We start from the raw sequence: 19,852 nt of genomic DNA, 5'->3' as shown, positions 1-19,852 counted from the left end.
GCTTTTGACCGACCGATAACGGATGACAATATCTAAACGCAATACGTTGATCCTATGATTTTCTACAATAATAGTGAAGCCGGGAATTAATCAGAGATAGCAGTCGATCATGCCCAAAACAGTTGCCGATGTGATGAGCCGCGATCCCGTCACGGTGCGGCCCGAAACGTCTCTCAAGGAGGCGATCAAGATTTTGGCCCAACGCCGCATCAGCGGTTTGCCTGTGGTTGATGGGGATGGCAAGTTAGTCGGTGTTATTTCCGAGAGCGATTTGTTGTGGCAGGAAACCGGGGCGACTCCTCCGGCTTACATCATGATTCTCGATACCGTGATTTATTTAGAAAATCCCGGTCGTTACGATCGCGACCTCCACAAAGCTTTAGGACAAACGGTTGGGGAATTAATGACCGGGGAATCCCTAGCAACTGTCCATCCCGATAAGTCCTTGCGGGAAGCTGCACAACTGATGCACGAGCGAAAAGTTCGCCGCTTGCCGGTAATAGATGATGGCGGTCATGTTCAAGGCATCCTCACCCGTGGGGACATTATCCGGGAAATGGCAGCCAGTCAAGATTAGTTTTCTGTCAGCATCGACGCGAATTAATAAGTAATGACAATTAATCCTGAGTCTGTTAAAAAATTGCTAAGTTCGGAGGAAGTGAGCGATCGCTTGCGAGGACTTAACCAACTGCGTCAGTTGGAACCGGCGATCGCTTTTGAGCTGGTTCAACTTGCTATTGGGGACAAGAATACTCGCGTTCGATATTCTGCCGTCAGCCAAATGGATACCCTGGGTAAGCAGGATTTAGAAAAAGCTTTGTCAATTTTGCGCTCTAGCCTGCTGCACGACTCCGAAATAGACGTGCAAGCAGCAGCGGCAGATGCCATCGGGGCGCTAAAGTTAGGAGAAGCTTTTGAAGATTTGCGACAAGCCTACCGCAACACTTCCGAATGGCTTCTCCAGCTGAGCATCGTCGCTGCTTTGGGAGAAATGGGCGATCCGCGATCGTTCGACTTACTCACTGAAGCACTCGGTTCCAGCATTGACCTAGTTCAAACCGCCGCCATCAGTTCCTTTGGGGAATTGGGAGATTTGCGTGCCGTTCCATTGCTTGCTCCCTACGCCACACATCCAGATTGGCAAATCCGCTATCGGTTAGTCCAATCCCTCAAACACTTGGGTAGCCCAGAAGCCCTCGTTATTCTGGAAAAAATGACTGATGATGAGGTAGAGCAAGTGGCAGAGGAAGCCAAAAACTCTTTGCCCCTAGCGTAGGAGCGGGAGAGCGGGGGAGCGGGGGAGCGGGGGAGTGGGAGAGTGGGGGAGAAGCCAATTTTTAAACTCAAAACTGAATCCCCATGCCCCCATTTCAATTGCGGTGATTGTTGTTATAGTGAATTCTCGTACCTGCCCACATCAGCTTTTCTCGTAGGGTTTGGTAATAGGAGTAGTTATCCCGCAAGATAATAAACTTAGCTTGACAATCGGCCATCCTTACATCCACCCGCTGTCCCGGCCAAATAGAGGTTGCCATAACGCCATCCATCCAGAGTTTAGTGCTGAGTTCATAATCGCTCAAAGGCCAGATGCTAACTACTGACCCAGACGGTAATATAATTGGACGACTGGACAAACTCAAGGGGCAGATTGGCGTAACTGCGATCGCCTGCATTCCATCGTGGATAATCGGGCCATTAGCCGAAACGGTGTAGCAGGTAGACCCCGTAGGTGTCGCCACAATTAACCCATCTCCCTGGTATTGATCGACCACCTCCCCGTCAATTTCCATCTCCAAGATGGAGGTCAGCATTCGATCGGCTGAAGCAGGTTTAACGCACATTTCATTGAGGGCGAGGAAGCGATCGCTCGCTGGCTCCAAATTCGTGTGATTTCCCTCAAATACCCCCGCCTGCAACATCATCCGCCGCTGAACGGCGTAGCGATCTTCCAGAAGCCGATCCCAAATCTTTTCCGTATCTTTAAATTCCTCAAAAGGCTGGGTCAAAAACCCTAGATGCCCCCCCACATTCACTGCCAAAATAGGAATCCCATCAGGAGCCAAATTCCGTGCAGCTGATAAAGCCGTACCATCACCCCCCAGTACCAGCGCCAGATCGATCGATTGTGTAGATGACGCCAAAAAAACCGGGTAGGGGTTATCCTTTGGCCCGCTCGGCCCCATCAAAACCTTACAATTGCGCTGTTCGAGTTCCTTAGCGCATCTTTCTGCCCAGACCTTGCTTTGGGAATCGCCTGCCTTGTGTGCAATAATAACCTGTTTTAGCTCCACTTCCTTCCTAATATTATTCAGCTACAGATTAAACTCTCGAATCGCGATAAAACTAAAATATATTGTCGCTCCTAATATTGATATTACCTATTTTTTAGCTGTCTTAAGTAGGTTAGCAATAAAAACCCAACCTATATAACAAACGTAAAACTTCTGGATTTGGTACGTAGTTGCGATGCCGCGCTGAAGCGCAACTACGTGCCAATAATGATTTATTTGCGCTGACCTACTTACTCAAACAAGGCTAATTCTAATTAATTCATTTTAACAATTAGCCATTAGCACTTGCCAAAATTCACCACTTCAGTAAATTAAATTGCTCCATATCTACCGTATCGCGATTGCGGTAAATCGAAAGCACAATTGCCAGACCTACTGCTGCTTCAGCAGCAGCCACAGTGATCACAAACACCGTAAACACTTGGCCTTTGATTTCTTGTGGGTCTAGGAAATTGGAAAACCCCATGAAATTAAGATTCACTGCATTCAGCAGCAGTTCAATAGACATCAGTACCCGAACGGCATTGCGGCTGGTAATCAAACCATAAATGCCGATGCAGAACAGGGCGGCTCCTAATAGTAGAAAATATTGAAGTTGCAGTTGCATGAACCCTCTTGTTAGCGAATTGGTCAATCAATGGTAAATTTTATAGCAGTTCCCGCTGTAATAGAGTACATTTTAAGTTGGGGGGTAGGGGCGAAGCATTCCGGTAATTAACCTCTGCATATAACCAATAAGTTAATTACCGGAATGCTTCGCCCTTACTTTTGCACCTCATAACAGCGGGAACCCCTGTAAATTTTATCCCAAATCCTGGTTAACTACGCCCTTTTTCTTGAAGACTGCGCCGGTTTTTCTTGAAGCCCGCGCCGGCGGGCTTTGTTTGTGTAGTCGCGACTTTAGTCGTCTTTTTCTTGAAGCCCGCGCTTTAGTCGTCGGGTAAAAAAGGGGTCAAGGCTTGCGGATTTGGTATGAGATGGCAGATTTCAAATTTATGAGGAAGGAAAGGGGAATTAGTAAAGATTTTAAATTTAAGATTGCAGATTTAATTTCAATTCTTTAATTCAAAATCTAAAATTCCCCATTCCCGACACTATTTGTTGCGATCGCCCTTAGTGCTAGTAAGGGTAGATGAGTCGCTGACTGCGGGCACCAATTCCCTGGGACGCTCCGGCAAAGTCAAAACTTGTGGCTGTACGTTCGGTGTCTGCAATACTTCCGGCAAGTATTCGCGCCGCGCCAAAATAATCGCACCCACCATTGCGATCAACAACAGCACCGATGCCAACTCAAAAGGTAGCAAAAAGTCAGTAAAGAAATGCTGCCCAATTCGCACAATTGAACTTTCTGTGGTAGGGACGCTTGCCGTTGAAGCAGACCAGGGAGTTGCTAAAACCATCGTGCTTAATAGCACAAACAAACCAGCACAGACTAATGCCGTTGCCCCCTTACGAAGCCAAGCATTAGAAAGAGGAGTAAAATCTTCGCGCTTGTTCACCAGCATGATGGCAAACAAAATCAAAACGTTTACTGCCCCCACATAAATCAGCACCTGTGCGGCTGCCACAAAGTCAGCATTAAGCAGAATGTACAATCCAGCGATGCTGATAAATACCCCTCCCAACAAGAAAGCGGAGTAGACAATGTTATTGAGCAGCACGACACCCAAGGCGGCTGAAATCATCATCAAACTCAGCAGGGCAAACGAAACAATCTGAACCCCTTGCGCTAGATCCACAGTTTTTTGTCCTTAGTCATTAGTCATTAGTCATCAGTCATTGGGAAATTTAAAATTGAAGAATTGCAGATTTCAAATTTATTTTGAATTGACAATTTAAAATCTGAAATCTGAAATCTGAAATCTGAAATTTCCCAATGACCAACGATCGCTATTTTTCCGATTTTTCCAGAATTTCCTCTGGCAGCTGACCAGCCCGACGATCGGTGTCCGGCACTCCGTGAGGGTCCATAACCCCCTTAGGCAGGTAAACCAGTTCGCGCAGCGGCGTCACCATCGGGTCATTCGTTACTTTATACGGCAAACGGCCCAGCGCCACGTTGTCATAGTTCAATTCGTGACGTTCGTAGGTGGAAAGCTCGTACTCTTCTGTCATAGACAGACAGTTGGTGGGACAAAATTCCACGCAATTGCCGCAAAAGATACAAACTCCGAAGTCAATACTGTAGTGCTTGAGCTGTTTCTTTTTAGTTTCTTTGTTGAATTCCCAATCTACTACTGGCAGGTTGATCGGGCAAACCCGGACGCAAACTTCGCAGGAGATGCACTTATCAAACTCAAAGTGAATGCGCCCCCTAAAACGCTCGGAGGGGATGAGTTTTTCGTAGGGATACTGCACCGTAATCGGACGACGGCTCATGTGGTCAAAGGTAACAGACAAACCTTGACCTATATATTTACCGGCTTGTACTGCTTCTTTGGCGTAATCGCCAACTTGTTTGAGGAACTTTAGCATCGTGTCTCACTCAGAGTGGAAATTGTAGATTTTAGATTTTAGATTTTGTTTTCCATCTCAAATCTAAAATCTAAAATTGATTTAGCCGCCGAAAGCAAAGGGAAATACCAGCTTAAGGGCAGCGGTTAGCAGCAGGTTCGCCAAAGAGACTGGTAGCAGGAACTTCCACCCTAAATCTAGCAACTGGTCAATCCTGACGCGAGGTACTGTCCAGCGCAGGAGAACAGCTAGAAAGACGAGGAAGTAAGCTTTGAGAAGGGTCATGGTGATGCCCAGCGAGGCGGTGATAATCTGCAACCAGGGGTCTGTTTCACTTACCCCCAACAAGTTGGCTAACAAATCGATGGAAATGGGGAAATTCCAGCCTCCCAGGTACAGTACGGAGAAAAGTAGGGCAGAAAGAACGAGGTTGACGTAGGAACTCAGGTAGAAGAGAGCGAATTTCATGCCGGAATATTCGGTCTGATAGCCTGCTACGATCTCTTCTTCGGCTTCTGGCAAGTCAAAGGGTAGCCGTTCGCATTCTGCCAGGGCGCAAATCCAGAATACGATCAATCCGAATGGTTGACGCCAGATGTTCCAGCTGAGAATACCGTATCCTGATTGCTGCTGTACGATGTCGATCGTGCTGAGGCTATTTGACATCATAACGATCGCCAGCACCGACAGCGACAGGGGAATTTCATAACTGATCGACTGTGCAGCAGCCCGCAAGCCGCCCAACAAGGAGTACTTGTTGTTAGAGGAATAACCCGCCATCAGCAGGCCAATTGGGGCAATGCTAGATAGGGCCACCCACAAAAATATGCCTGTGCCGATGTCTGTAATTACCAGGTTCTGTCCGAAAGGCACGATCAAGTAGGACAGAAACACTGGGATGACGACGAGGACTGGGCCGAGGGTGAAGAGAAGCCTATCCGACTGTGCTGGCAGGATATCTTCTTTAAAGACGAGCTTCATGCCATCCGCTACAGGTGCCAGCACCCCAAAAGGCCCCATGTATTCCGGGCCAATGCGCTGCTGTGCGGCTGCCGAAATTTTTCGTTCCAGCCAGACTGTTACCAGCACTCCTACCGTTGCACCAATAATCATCAGGAACATTGGTAGGGGCAACCAAATTGCCTTGGCGGCACCTGGTGGGAGGCCCAAATCCATGAGGGATTTAATAAAGATTTCTTGCAGGTCAATTCCTGAGTTCATGTTTGCCGATACGAGTAGTTATTGAGGCAGAACCCAACCAACCGTGTCTAATCGGTCTATGAGTTTGTGAAGATTTTTTTACGGCTCCACTCGATAGTATATCGTTGCACGGAATCCAGCCTTGGGCAACAAACGAGAATTTCTGCTTATGGCAACCATTGGGGCTGCTTTATAGTTTGCCCAGAGGTGGGCTGATAAAGTAGGGATGATGGGGGATTCATCCATTACAGGTGGGTTCCCTTGAGCATCTTACCCTACGAATCGGTGTCCCAACTTACAACAGCAGTTGATTAAGCAATAAAATTAAACTTATCCTCATAAGAAAATATGGGATGTTTGGAAACTCAGTCGCTCTCTTCGCGCTCGTGGAAAAACAACGCAAGCGGTTAAAACCGCATTGGTTTTTTCGTGCTAGGATTGAGTGACGAGTAGGAATAACTATCTACGTTTTGAAGCATCCTAGTAACGGAGAAATCCCGGCTCCTGTGAAACAACGGTTAGGTTTAAGTCCTAACGGCAGTACGGCTTTAGCCCTGAGAGTGTCAAAACCCCGCATAATCTTCTGCAATACGTTCCGTAACTCCTGAAAGTTGGAATCATCAAGAACGAAAAAAATAAAAATTACTCCATAGCTATGAGCCAAATTATCCAAGCTAAGGACGTTACCCTAGATGAACTCGAAAGGCTCTTCCGCCTTCAGTTCGTTGACTCTGAAGACTTCTTCAGGGAGTGGCAAGAAAATTTGCCAGAAATCAGCGATTGGCAGAAGCAACTTTTAGATCGAGTGAAAGCGGGTTACTTCAATTTAATTAAAAAACCGCCTCTTCTAGAAAAGCCAATCAATATGGCGATCGTTTCTCCTCTCTTATTTATTGGGGAATTTTACCTTTCTCCCTTTGACTTCAAAGCCGAAAAATCTGTGGAAATTTTATCGGAAGATGAAGGCACTTTGATTAGAGGGAGTCTCGATACCTTAGTTTTACAGGAGCAGTTTTGGGTTATGGTGATTGAATCCAAAAAAGCGGCGTTTTCGATCGAAGCGGGACTGGCTCAAATCCTGGCTTATATCGTTTCCGGTTGTGTCTGAATCATTATGGCCGCAGAGGGGCAGAGGGGCAGAGGGGAAAAACGAACAATTCCGACGCAGACGGATTTGATATCAATTGGCAGTTTAAAGGGGAATGGTGGGTGAAGGCGAGGGAACTCAACTACTTACGCAAGTTGCTACTTAGAAAACTTTGAGATCTAAAAACCCGGTTTCTTGTGTTTGCCAGTCGCAGTTAATGATAAAATCACCCACAGAAACCGGGTTTTTACAATAACTAGCAACTTTCGTTACTTGTTTGTGTTTTGAAATTATCGTCCCTCTTTGCCACCCACCCTACAAATTTTTATGCCAGAAACCGGGTTTCTTTGGGTGTTCTAGCGTTGCTCGATCGGTATGTAAGAAGCTTCGTGCAGTCCGGTATAGACTTGAGTGGGACGGTAGATGCGGTTTTCTTCGATCTGTTCTTTCCAGTGGGCTAACCAACCGGCGACGCGAGCGATCGCAAAAATTGGCGTAAACAAATCGATGGGAATGCCCATCTTTCTGTAAACCAGGCCAGAGTAGAAATCTACATTCGGGTAAATCCCTTTTTGACCCAGTTTCTCTTCTACAGCCTTTTCCAACTCCACCGCAATGTCGTAGTACTTATCGTGCCCGAACTTTTCAAACAACTGCTCCGCTAGATACTGGAGGATAGTCGCCCGTGGATCTTTCACCTTGTAGACTCGGTGTCCAAAACCCATAATTTTGGCTTTGCGTTCCAGGCGCGAGTCCAAGAAAGGGCGGACATTTTCCACCGAACCAATTTCTTCCAACATTGAGATGACTTCTTCATTTGCCCCACCATGCAGCGGGCCACCCAAAGTGCCTACAGCTGAAGCCATCACTGCGTAGGGGTCTGTCAAAGTCGAAGCAGTCACCCTCGATGAGAATGTGGAAGCATTCATCGTATGTTCTGCATGGAGCGTTAGGCAGATATCGAAAATCCGAGCTGTGAGCGGATCTGGTTCCTGCTCGTTCAGCATATACAGAAAATTAGCCGAGTAGCCCAAATCATCGCGGGGCTGCACGGGGTCATTACCTTTACGCATCAGTTGGAAAGCTGCCACCATCGTGGGAATCTTCGCCAACAAGCGCACCACGGCTCCTCGGATATAAGCCGGGTTATGTAGGTCTCTTCGGGAATAGAACAAGCCTAATGCGGCTGCTGAGGCTTGCAGGGCGTCCATCGGATGTCCGCTTTCGGGAAAGCATTTCATCATGTCCCGAATGCGATATTTTATCCGTCGATGGTAGCGAATTTCATGCTCAAAGGCTTCGAGTTCTTCTTTGGTAGGAAGTACACCCCAAATTAAGAGATACGAGGTTTCCAGAAAGGTACTTTTTTCTGCGAGTTCTTCGATGCGGATTCCCCGATATTCCAAGATACCTAGCTGTCCATCGACGTAGCTAACGCTGGATTGGGCAGCAGGAATGCCTTCTAGACCTGGCTTATACTCGCAGAGAGTCATAACTTTACCGTTAGCGCTATGTGAAATATCTATCAGGCTAACTTACCAGAAACTTGCGTGCTGTTGCAGACTGCACAAAAATCCTTAACAGAACCATATATTAAGGTACGAACAGGAACTTGGGGGATGCCAGCCAAAATAACTGGCTGCGACCCACTGGCGAACCAGTTCCGGGAAGGGTTAAACCTAGAGCACCACCTTTTTTGACGACCAAACGCCCGCGAGCCTCTCCCCAAATCAAGATTTCTGCCCAATTCCCCAAATTTGGTTGATGACCGACCAATGCTAGCGTCGAGTCACCTTTTTGTCGCCATTGCTCAAACCAGCTTAGCCAAGCTTCCATATCGCCGTCAGAAGCGAGGTCGATCGATTCTTCCAGTTGGTCACTCAGCTTGGCTGTTTTGAGAATATCGGCGGTTTGGCGAGCGCGAACCAGAGGACTGGAGAGAATCAGATCGAAACGGAGATTTAACTCGGAGAGTCTGGCAGCTACTTTCCGAGTTTTGCGCTTGCCCTCATCTGTAAGCGGGCGATCGGCGTCATTGGGGTATTCTTCAGGTTCAGCAGCTATGCCGTGACGGATTAAGTACAGTTCTACCATTTTGCTCTTTCGGAGTTGCTATGCTTTTGTTCATTTAAGAACATTTTTATTTCTTTTCTGCTCTCCCACTCTCCCACTCTCCCACTCTCCCACTCTGCTCAAATAGCGTAGAGCCCATTTCCTTTGTTATTCGCTTTCGATCGGATCGTGGGTAGGGTTAATCAACTTTAGGAGCTTTTGCTTAATTTGGGTATCGAAAACTTCCCACTTCAGCTTGGCGTAATCCGAGTTCTCGTTGCTGCCGCCCAAGAAACCGATCGGGATTTCAAAGCCACCAGCCATCATGCGTCCGCCGCCAAAAAAGCGTCCTTGCTTATCTTGACCAAACGCTTCTTTGAGGAATTCATCGGGGTCGAGGGTAAGCTTGGTGGTTCGCAGAGACCCAATCACCAATTCTATTTCTTCATCTTCGTTGTGAACGATACCGTATACGACCGCCGTGTGGACGTTTTCTTCCGTCACTAAGAAGTCAGCTGCTTGGGGGATGGCATCTCGGTTGTCGTAGCGCAGATAGCCGACGCCAGCAATGGAAAAGTTATTTTGCACGGTGCGGTTTTTGAGACTGCGCTCGATCGCATCCATGACTCGCTTAGAGCGATTCGTCTGTAGGATAGCCTCAAGCAACTGAGCGTCATAGAATCGGCTCAGATAGGCAGCGGCGAGAAACTCATCTTCCTGTGCTTGTCTGAGGGCGTTAGTATCCGATCGCAAGCCGTGCATCAGAGACGTGGCACACTTTATGTGTTCGCTCACACTACTGTCCAGGTTGAGCAACCCTGCTTGCAAGTATTGCGTCAAAATCGTGGCAGTTGCTCGTATAGAAGGCCGAATATCCGCAAACTCAGCCTCAAGGTTGCCTTGCTGTTTGTGATGGTCGATGACTACCGTTGTCGGTATACCTTGTAAGAAAGGCATTAACTGGCTGGTAGTGCCTTGATTATCAACCAAAACCAAACCCTGATACTCCGACAAATTTTTACTCTTGATTGTCTGAGGTGTCCAGCGTTCTGCTGGTAAATTTGTCAGTTTGACCAGCGCAATATTTTCTTGGTGACTCAGGGTACCACCGTAAACTATTTCGCAGCGAATATCGTATTGCTGGGCAATCAACTTATACGTCCAAGCAGAGGATAAGCCATCCGGGTCTGGGAAGTCTTGTACAATAATTAGCTGGTGTTCGTTCCGGTGTCGCTCCAGGGTTTGCCGCAAAGCTTCGACCTTTTGACCGAACGGATTGGGGGAACGCTTAGTCTGTTCGTTGACAGCTTCACTCAGCGCCGTTACCGGACGCTTCATCGCGGGAGATTCTACAGAGGCTGTGTCCGCGTTGGCCTCTGTAGGTCGCGGCTCTGCTGCTAAAGTCAAAGGGTCAAGCGGCTGGAGCGAACGAGATTTCATATCGGAAGATGCGAATGGTGTGTTAATCAAGTAAATCCAGGTTTTGTGGCTATGCTTGCTTGGGGCAGTAGCCAGTCAGTTGAGAGTAAATTGCTACTACTTAAGATCTTCGCAAAAAAATCCGGATTCTACATACCCTCCAATGGGACATTTCTCTAGGTAGAAGTCCCGAAACCCTTTCATACAAAAAAACCTGCACGCAAGACTGGTGCAGGTTTGTTATATACCGATGACATATTTTCGCCACTCCTGATGCGTCCCGCTCTTTAGGTGTTTAGCGACTTCAAAGTATAGACTGCTATACGGCTTACGGGGGGTATTCCGTAAAATCATATTCGCTTCCACAGGTGTCCGGTTCCCTTTTCTGATATTGCAACGGACACAAGCCGTTACCATATTTTCCCAGCTATCGCCACCGCCGCGCGATCGGGGTAGCACATGGTCTAAAGTTAAATCGTCGCCAGTGTAACTACAATATTGACAGCTATGGCTGTCACGGTGCAGTATATTACGGCGGGTAAGAGGAATTTCTTTATAAGGAACCCGGACGTAATGACGTAGCCTAATCACCGTTGGAAGGGGAAAATCCGAATATATGTACTTGCCGTTGTGTTCGACCCGCTCTGCCTTACCCTTAATCAGGAGAATGACCGCTCGCCGCCAGCTGGTAATGTTGAGCGGTTCGTAGGAGGCATTTAACACCAGAACCTTGCCCATTGGAGATCGATAGATAAAAGTTTTCTATGTCAAAATTATAGTCCGCACGCCAGAAATAGTTAGTCTGGGGAGTGGGGGGCAGAAAAGTCAAAAGTCAAAAGTCAAAAGTCAAAAGTCAAGAAGGGATTGGGGCTAGGGAAGGGGAGAGTGGGGGAGTAACCCTCGTAGAGACGTTGCATGCAACGTCTCTACATTCTTTTTTGGAGAGGTCTATTAGACTTCTCCAGAAATTAAAGGTGCGTTACCTGTAACCCTCGTAGAGACGTTGCATGCAACGTCTCTACATTCTTTTTTGGAGAGGTCTAATGTAAAAACGTAGTTTTCCCCGCTCCCGGCTTACCCAGTACCATCAATTTACCATATTGAAATAGAGCATATAACCCCGAAACTCGCGACTGACGAACCCTACCGAGCCCCAGTCGCTCGAAGTTATCTAATTCCGGGTTACAGCGGCTTGGCTTGCAGCCGCTGATGGTATAGCTAGGGGCTAGGGAAGAGGGGCTAGGGAAGAGGGGCTAGGGAAGAGGGGAGAGGGAAAAGGTTACTCCGTAAGGGATTTGGAAATAAATTTAGCTCCCGAACCAAGCCAATGGGCGGCTTATAAATTGCTAATGAGTCAGGGAGGTTATGTTTTTGCTTTTGAAAAAATCTGTGTTGTTTGTAAGAATTTGCCGTCCAGAGTTGAACTATGTTTGCGATCGCATCCTCAAAAATCATACCTAACGCATACATAACTTATACATTAAACTAACATTGAACTAACATTGCACTAACATTGCACTAACATTTTTTAGTAACTTCACCGCCAATATTTAATAGTTGTGTAAAGTATTGTAAATACTCGATCCAATTTAGAGTTTGATACAGCAGACTAGGAGCTAGGAGCATTGTTGAGATAGCAATCAGCACTGGCTAATTAAGAAGACTCAGGGTATAAATCATTTAGTAGTGCATTTATACCAAACAACCGTTTAAGACTTTTTAACCAAAAACAAAATTAACAAACTTATGGAACTCTCTGAAGGTACCAGGATGTTTTCTGATGATAACCCATTGGCAATTAATCAAAATTCATACTTGATTAATATGCAGGGAAATTTTCAATCATTTAATCAAACCGCAGCCATCAAAAATATCGCCTTTATTGATCGCACAGTCGAAAATTACCAAAACCTAGTTGCTGGAATAGTTCCCAACACTGAAATCGTACTCCTCGACCCCACGCGAGATGGAATAGAACAAATCACCCAAATCTTAGCCAGTCGCACAGAAATCAGTAGCGCCCACATCATTTCTCACGGCGACGAAGGTAGCTTGCAATTGGGAACGGCGCACCTGGATTTAGACAACCTGAATCAATATCGCACCTCTTTGGAACAGTGGAAAAATGCGCTGACACCGGATGCTGATATTCTCCTATATGGTTGCAATGTTGCAGCCGGAGAAAAAGGAACTTCCTTCATCCAAAATCTCAGTCAGATAACCGATGCAGATATCGCCGCTTCCGATAATTTAACTGGAAGTAAAGCATTAGGCGGTGACTGGAATTTAGAAGCGAAAACCGGAACAATTGAAGCACCGTTAGCGTTTCGATCCGAAACAATGGCGGGTTACAATTCCATTCTTTTTGGTTTCGCACCAGCCACCAATTATCCAGCAGTAATTAGTCTTCGTTCCGTCGTAACAGCAGACTTAAACGGAGATAGCAAACTCGATTTAGTTGCAGCCAGCACTTTCAACACCCTCTCCGTTTTGTTAGGAACAGGTACGGGTACTTTCGGTACAACCAATAACTTAACTGTAGACCCAGAAACCCTTACGGTTACTGTAGCAGACTTCAACGGAGACGGCAAATCTGACATCGCCTCAGCTAGCCTACAAACTAACAAAATTTCCATCATGTTAGGGGATGGTACGGGTACTTTTGGTGCTATCACCAACTTTAACACTGGGAACAGGCCATCTTCTATAGCTGTAGGTGATTTTAATGCAGACGGGAAAGCTGATTTAGTCACATCAAACAACACCTCTAACGATGTTTCCATTTTGTTGGGGAAAGGCGATGGTAGCTTTAATGCTGCTACCAGCTTTAGTACGGGATTAACATCTTTTTCTGTAGCTGTAGCTGATTTTAATGGAGACGGTAAATCTGACTTAGCGACAGCAAACTATGGTTCCAACGACATTTCTATTTTGTTAGGTAAAGGCGATGGGAGTTTTAATCCTGCTACTAACTTGAGCTTAGTGACAACTCCTAGAGTAATTACTGTAGGTGACTTCAACTCAGACGGCAAGCTTGATTTAGCTACTGCAAATTTGAATGATAACAACGTTGCCGTTCTATTAGGAGATGGCGCGGGTAATTTTGGTAGTCCTTCCTATTTTGGCGTCGCGACACAGCCACTTTACATAGCTAATGGTGATTTGGACGGAGATGGAAAACTCGATTTAGTGACAGCAAATAATCAATCTGGCAATGTTTCTGTGATATTGGGAGATGGAAAAGGTAGCTTTGGTGCTGCTTCCAACTATAGCGTCGGGACAGAACCCCAAGGAGTTACTGTTGGCGATTTTAATCGAGATGGTTTGCTGGATATAGCAGCAGCGAATTTTAGTTCCAGAGATGTCTCTGTTCTGCTCAACAATTCACCTGTGGTGAATTTTGGTGCGGCGACTTATTCAGGTACAGAAGGAAGCAGCGATGCAGTAGTTAATATTCCCATTACTCTCAGCGCTACTCCTACGGCTGATGTGACAGTACCAATCACAATTAACGCTACCAGCACAGCCATAGAAGGCGCAGGTAACGATTACACTCTTTCTACTAATTCTGTTGTTTTCGTCGCAGGTGCTACGGGCAATGATTTAACTAAAAATATTGCCGTTACTATCAAACCTGATAATATTCCTGAAACCGATGAAACGGTAGTTCTCAGTTTGGGCAATATTACTGGTGCTGCTGTGGGTACGACCAAACAAACCACCCTAACTATTGCGGCGAATGATGGAATTAATTATGGCATTAGTGCTGGTGTTGTTAGTATTTCCGAAGGTAATAGCGGTAGCAATCCTCTGACTTTCACGGTTAGTCGTGGTGGCGGGATTGATGCGGCAAGTTCGGTAGATTTTGCAATTGCTGGTACTGCTACTAATAACAGCGATTACAACAATATTGGCGGAACTTCTGGGGCAACTTCTACAACTGGCACGATTAACTTTGCTCCAGGTGAAATCCAGAAAACTATCACGATGAATGTTGTTGGTGATACGGCATTTGAACCAGATGAAACAGTCATTGTTAATTTATCGAATCCGGTAGCACCTGGGCTGACTCCGACTATTTCCAATAGTAGTGCTACGACTACGATTAATAATGATGATACTGCGCCTCAACCAGGTACTTTGCAATTCACTGCGGCTAATTTCAGCGTACCAGAAGGGAATAGCGGCACGTTTGTTAACTCTACAGTAGTTACCGTTAATCGCACAGGTGGTAGCAGTGGCGCAGTAAGCGTGCAAGTAAGAGTTAATCCAAATAATGCGGGTACTGCTGACGCAAATGATTACAACAATAATGCCTTTCCGATTACTGTTAACTTTGCCGATGGAGATACTGCGGCTAAGACAGTAGTTATTCCCATCAATGGCGATACTACCGTTGAACCAGATGAAACGGTCAATTTGGAGTTAATTTCTGGAAGTGTTACAGGTGGGGCAACCATTGGCAGTCAGAATACTGCGATTTTGACGATTAGTAATGATGATGCAACCACGCCCTTTACTGACATTAATGCCGGGTTGACTGGTGTTTACGGCAGTTCGGTTGCCTGGGGAGATTACGACAATGATGGCAAATTGGATATCCTACTCACGGGCTACACTAATTCAGGCTACATCGCCAAAGTGTACCGCAATACAGGCAGTGGCTTTACCGACATCAATGCCGGACTGACTGGTGTTTACGGCAGTTCAGTTGCCTGGGGAGATTACGACAATGATGGCAAATTGGATATCCTACTTACGGGCGAAACTAATTCAGGCTTCATCGCCAAAGTGTATCGCAACACGGGTAGTGGGTTTACCGACATCAATGCCGGATTGCCTAGTGTTATTCGCGGTTCCGCCGCCTGGGGAGATTACGACAATGATGGCAAATTGGATATCCTACTTACGGGGGGCGATTCAGCCTACGATTTCATCGCCAAAATCTACCGCAACAACGCCCTGACTGCCAACACTCCACCCACTACACCCACGGGGCTATCGTCCACAATTTCTGGCACAGCAGTCACCTTAAATTGGAATCCGGCGACTGATGCTCAAACTCCCACCACTGGTTTAGGCTATAACCTGCGAGTCGGCACTACTCCTGGCGGTAACGATGTTTTTGCCCCGATGTCTCTCAACACGGGTTATCGGCAAGTACCCCAACTGGGCAATACCAACCTGAAAACCAGTTGGCAACTGAACAATTTAACTCCCGGACAAAGTTATTACTGGAGTGTACAAGCAATTGATACTGCTTGGGCGGGTTCACCTTTTGCCACAGCAGGAAGTTTTACTGTTGCCAACTCAACCCCATCAACAGTTAGCATTACTACTAACAGTTACACAGATGCCAATGCTGCCGAAGTAGTTAACGGACAACCCGACTCAGGACTTTTCACCTTAACTCGCACTGGCAACTTATCCACACCAGTAACAGTTAACTACACTACAGGGGGAACTGCCACCAATAGCACTGATTACAACAATCTTCCCGGTAGCATTACATTTGGAGCAAATCAATCTACAGCTACACTACCGATTAATATCATCAATGACAATCTGGTAGAAGGTAGTGAAACGGCGACAGTGACGATTACTCCGAATAATGCCTACAACATTGGTTCTACTAACAACGCTACTGTCTTTATTGCCGACACGATTAACGTTCCCCAAACCATCAACAGCAACTTAATTAACACCGACCCCAATAATCCTACCCGTACTGGCAGTTTCCGAGATGATTATCGCCTGAATGGTGTAACGGTGGGACAACAGGTGCAACTCAATCTGAATGCGCCATTTGATGCTTACTTACAATTGGTGAATGAAGATACGGGTGATGTAATTGCCTTTAACGATGACTACAACGGACTCAACTCCCAACTCACTTTCACAGTACAACCAAATGTTAATTACTTAGCGCGAGTCACCAGTTATCGTAGCGGTGCGACAGGCAACTACAGCTTAATTACCAGTATCCCAACTCCACCCACTGTTAATATCAGCGCCACAGATGCTAATGCTGCCGAAGTTGTTAGCGGACAAACACCTAACCCCGGACAATTTACCGTTTCTCGTACTGGTAGTACCGCTAATTCCCTGACAGTTAACTACACCCGTGGGGGAACTGCCACCAATGGTCAAGATTACAACTCTCTCGCCAGCAGCTTTACCATTCCAGCAGGTGCTAGCAGCGCTAATTTGCCGATTAATGTTATCGACGATAACCAAGCAGAAGGTGATGAAGTAGTTTCTCTTACCTTAATTGGCAATAGTACTTACAATCTCGGTAATGCCAACAGTGCTACTGTTACTATTGCTGACAATGAACCCGCAATTGCTATCCCCACAATTAATGGCAGTCAAACCCTAAATGCGACATTGAGTAGCGCTGACCCCAATAACCCCACCCGTTCTGGCAGGTATAAAGATGATTATCGTTTGGTTGGGGTGACTCCTGGACAGACGATTCAAATCAACCTTAATGCCCCCTCATTCGATACTTATCTGCAAGTAATCAATGCAGATACGGGTCAAGAAATTACCTCTGATGATGACAGTGGCGAAGGTCGTAACTCCCAACTTTCTCTCACTGTGCAACCTGGTATCAATTATCTGGTGAGAGTTACCAGTTTCAATGGCGGCGATACAGGTAACTACACTTTGATTACCGCCGCTCCACCCAGCGTCGTCACTATCAGCGCTACAGATGCCAATGCTGCGGAAGTAGTTAACGGACAAACACCTAATCCCGGACAATTCACTATTACTCGTACAGGTAACACCGCTAACTCACTGACAGTTAACTACACTACTGGGGGAACTGCTACCAAAGGCACTGATTACAACAATCTTCCCGGCAATATCGTCATTCCAGCCGGTCAAACTAGCATCAACTTACCGATTAACGTTATCGATGATAGTTTGAGAGAAGGTAGTGAAACAGCAATTCTTACCTTAGCTGCTAATAGCGCTTACACAATAGGTAACGCTAACAGTGGCACAGTTACCATTGCGGATAACGAACCGTTTAACAGTCCACCGCAAGAGATAATTCATCTGCATAATTCGTTCCGTTATCCTACAAATGGAGCAGTAACTATCTCTAATGTATACACTGACCCTGATGGCGATCGCTTGACTTACACAGCAACTCAAAATAACGGTGAACCTTTACCCAGTTGGTTGCAATTCTCCTTTAACTCCAACACTAATAATATCACCTTCAATCAGGTTTCTACTCCTCCAAACAATTGGCAATACTCCTACGTGAAGTTAACTGCTACAGACCCTTGGGGTGCCAGTGCAAACCAAATTTTTAGGATTGATAAAAGCGGTAGCGGATGGGTTATAGATGGTTACATTGCTGGTTCTACCATCTTCTTTGATGCCAACAAAAATGGTGTAATCGATCGCGACGAACCATCCACAAAAACTGATAGTTCGGGTGCTTATCAGCTAGACATTTCTCCAAATTTCGATACCAATAATAACGGTCAATTCGACCCAGAAGAAGGTAATTTTGTCGCTAATGGTGGTACTGATACCGCTACGGGATTGCCTTTGGAAACGCCTCTTACTGCACCACCCTATGCCAGTGTGGTAACTTTATTAACCAGTATGGTGACAGAATTGCTCGATCGCGGTATGAACCCCGACGAAGCAGAGTCCCAAGTGAAAGCGGCCCTGTCTCTGCCATCTGATGTAAATCTTACCAGTTTAGATCCGATCGCTGCCACCAATAATAAGGAACCTGGTGGAGTGGAAGTTTTGGCAGCAATGGTGAAGGTGCAAAACTTCATCACGGAGACTAAAGCTATAATTGATGGGGCTTTCGGACAACCGCAAGGGGTTGCCGCTGCTAAAAATGATACCGTACAGGGGGTTGTGAGTGCGATCGTCAATCAAATTGAATCTGGTGTTATCCTAGATTTCAGTAATCCCGAACAATTGGCAGTAATTATTGAGGCGTCTGTCAATAAGGCAAAACAGTTGTCTTCCACGTTTAATCCTGTGGTAAATAGCGAATTTATCGCCTCATCTGCTAACGTCATGGCACAGGTAAATCAACGCATCGATAAGATTGTCGCCACTACCGCGCCTGATTCAATTCAACAACAAATTGCTCGCGTGCAAAAAGTAGCGCTAGGTGAAATAACTTTAGACTTCAAAGCAGCGGCATCTGGCACAAAATCAATCAACGAGCTAATTGCTGAAAATACTGGATCGGCTTTAAATACCAAAATTCAAACAGCCCGTATTCCAGGCGTTCCGGCTGTTCCAATTATCAATCATTTACCTAAGTTCGACTCTACTCACCTGTTCGATAGCGACTTTTATCTCCAACAAAACCCGGATGTAGCAGATGCTATTGCTAATAAACTTTTTGCCGATGCTTTAGCACATTTCAGCCAATTTGGTTACGCTGAAGGTCGCAATCCCAGTGCAATATTTGCCACTGACTATCTAAACAAAAATAGCGATGTGGCGGCAGTTGTTGCTAAAGGCGCATTCCACAGCGGTTTTGAACACTTTATGAAGTATGGCATGGCTGAAGGGCGATCGCCTGCGCCTGAATTTATGCCATTAGATGAGTTTTATATATCCGCAAATCAGGATGTCGCACAGGCGGTAAGCCAAGGCAGTTTTAAAAGTGGAATCGAACACCTGATGCGATTTGGTATGGCTGAAAATCGCGATCCTTTTACCCGGTTTAATATTGTGTCAGAAACTTTCGATCCCACTTTCTATTTAGCCTGGAACCAGGATGTTGCTGAAGCAGTGAATCGAGGTGTTTTTCACAATGCTTTTGAACAGTTTGTCAATTTTGGTATATTTGAAGGTCGCAACCCCAGCATTTTGTTTGATAATAGTTTGTATCTGAATCAAAATCGGGATGTGGCGGCGGCTGTGAGTAAAGGAGTTTTCCATAGTGGAATGGAACATTTTCTGAAGTTTGGTATAGCTGAGGGTCGGGGTGTAACAAGCACATTGTCCTAAAATTAAACCCCACATTCCGCTATAGTGTTTCCATTTGAGATGTAAACAATGGTAGGTTGGGTTAGACGCGGTAATTAACTTAATAATGCTCACAGATAAGTCTTTTCCCGCGTCGTAACCCAACATTCACTATTAAATATGCGTTCACGACTCATTTGAAAACGCTATATATAGCTAGGGACTAGGGGCTAGGGGCTAGGGACTAGGGGAAGAAGGGTTTAGAATCCGCCAACGTTTCAGTAATTCAGAATGTCTTAACCGCCAAGGCGGTTGCTATAATTTCGCCAAACCTTAGCCTGAAAAGATTGTCTAGCAATCACTTCAGGCTTTGTTTTCATGAGCG

13 protein-coding genes are annotated in these 19,852 nt (G+C 46.0%); 4 read left to right on the top strand and 9 right to left on the bottom strand.

Annotated features, from left to right (window positions below; all coding sequences use genetic code 11):
* Positions 1–109: 109 nt before the first annotated feature.
* Positions 110–577 (top strand): CBS domain-containing protein, encoded by a 468-nt coding sequence (locus tag LAY41_RS23865; protein WP_249103520.1) that lies wholly within the window; start codon positions 110–112, stop codon positions 575–577.
* A gap of 33 nt (positions 578–610) precedes the next feature.
* On the top strand, positions 611–1,276 hold the full coding sequence (gene nblB / locus LAY41_RS23860; RefSeq protein WP_249103519.1) for a phycobilisome degradation protein NblB: 666 nt from the start codon (positions 611–613) through the stop codon (positions 1,274–1,276).
* A 94-nt stretch (positions 1,277–1,370) separates the two neighbouring features.
* Here the strand turns inward: nblB and LAY41_RS23855 are convergent, their stop codons facing one another.
* From LAY41_RS23855 to nuoH, 5 genes are all read right to left on the bottom strand, one after another.
* Positions 1,371–2,291 carry an NAD(+) kinase gene (locus tag LAY41_RS23855; protein WP_249103518.1) on the bottom strand — a complete coding sequence of 307 codons (921 nt, stop codon included), beginning with the start codon at positions 2,289–2,291 and terminating at the stop codon, positions 1,371–1,373.
* 295 nt (positions 2,292–2,586) lie between these two features.
* The gene (gene nuoK / locus LAY41_RS23850) at positions 2,587–2,892 is read right to left on the bottom strand and encodes an NADH-quinone oxidoreductase subunit NuoK (protein WP_249103549.1); all 306 of its coding nucleotides are present in this window, start codon (positions 2,890–2,892) and stop codon (positions 2,587–2,589) included.
* Between the two features lie 493 nt (positions 2,893–3,385).
* A complete protein-coding gene (locus LAY41_RS23845) occupies positions 3,386–4,030 on the bottom strand; it encodes an NADH-quinone oxidoreductase subunit J (RefSeq protein WP_249103516.1) in 645 nt (214 codons plus the stop codon).
* Between the two features lie 151 nt (positions 4,031–4,181).
* Positions 4,182–4,766 (bottom strand): NAD(P)H-quinone oxidoreductase subunit I, encoded by a 585-nt coding sequence (gene ndhI, locus LAY41_RS23840; protein WP_249103514.1) that lies wholly within the window; start codon positions 4,764–4,766, stop codon positions 4,182–4,184.
* An 81-nt stretch (positions 4,767–4,847) separates the two neighbouring features.
* Complete coding sequence (nuoH, locus tag LAY41_RS23835) at positions 4,848–5,966, bottom strand: NADH-quinone oxidoreductase subunit NuoH (RefSeq protein WP_249103513.1); 1,119 nt, start codon at positions 5,964–5,966, stop codon at positions 4,848–4,850.
* A 634-nt stretch (positions 5,967–6,600) separates the two neighbouring features.
* On the opposite strand from nuoH, the gene LAY41_RS23830 reads away from it, so the two are divergent.
* Positions 6,601–7,053, top strand: coding sequence for a restriction endonuclease subunit R (locus LAY41_RS23830; RefSeq protein WP_249103512.1), 453 nt, complete (start codon positions 6,601–6,603; stop codon positions 7,051–7,053).
* A gap of 335 nt (positions 7,054–7,388) precedes the next feature.
* On the opposite strand, the gene LAY41_RS23825 is transcribed toward LAY41_RS23830, so the two are convergent.
* The 4 genes from LAY41_RS23825 to LAY41_RS23810 all read right to left on the bottom strand — a co-directional run bounded on the left by LAY41_RS23825 (position 7,389) and on the right by LAY41_RS23810 (position 11,241).
* Positions 7,389–8,525, bottom strand: coding sequence for a citrate synthase (locus LAY41_RS23825; protein ID WP_249103511.1), 1,137 nt, complete (start codon positions 8,523–8,525; stop codon positions 7,389–7,391).
* A gap of 100 nt (positions 8,526–8,625) precedes the next feature.
* On the bottom strand, positions 8,626–9,126 hold the full coding sequence (gene sixA, locus LAY41_RS23820; RefSeq protein WP_249103510.1) for a phosphohistidine phosphatase SixA: 501 nt from the start codon (positions 9,124–9,126) through the stop codon (positions 8,626–8,628).
* A 126-nt stretch (positions 9,127–9,252) separates the two neighbouring features.
* Positions 9,253–10,524 carry a DHH family phosphoesterase gene (locus LAY41_RS23815; protein ID WP_249103509.1) on the bottom strand — a complete coding sequence of 424 codons (1,272 nt, stop codon included), beginning with the start codon at positions 10,522–10,524 and terminating at the stop codon, positions 9,253–9,255.
* A gap of 219 nt (positions 10,525–10,743) precedes the next feature.
* Positions 10,744–11,241: an HNH endonuclease gene (locus LAY41_RS23810; protein ID WP_249103508.1), complete on the bottom strand. Its 498-nt coding sequence runs from the start codon at positions 11,239–11,241 to the stop codon at positions 10,744–10,746.
* Positions 11,242–12,273: 1,032 nt separating this feature from the next.
* Here LAY41_RS23810 and LAY41_RS23805 point away from each other — a divergent pair.
* On the top strand, positions 12,274–19,509 hold the full coding sequence (locus tag LAY41_RS23805) for an FG-GAP-like repeat-containing protein (protein ID WP_249103507.1): 7,236 nt from the start codon (positions 12,274–12,276) through the stop codon (positions 19,507–19,509).
* Positions 19,510–19,852 lie beyond the last annotated feature (343 nt).

Source organism: Argonema galeatum A003/A1 (assembly GCF_023333595.1).
Classification (GTDB): Bacteria; Cyanobacteriota; Cyanobacteriia; order Cyanobacteriales; family Aerosakkonemataceae; genus Argonema; species Argonema galeatum.
Note: the sequence above shows the minus strand (reverse complement) of the source record. Positions and strands in the feature narration are given on the sequence as shown.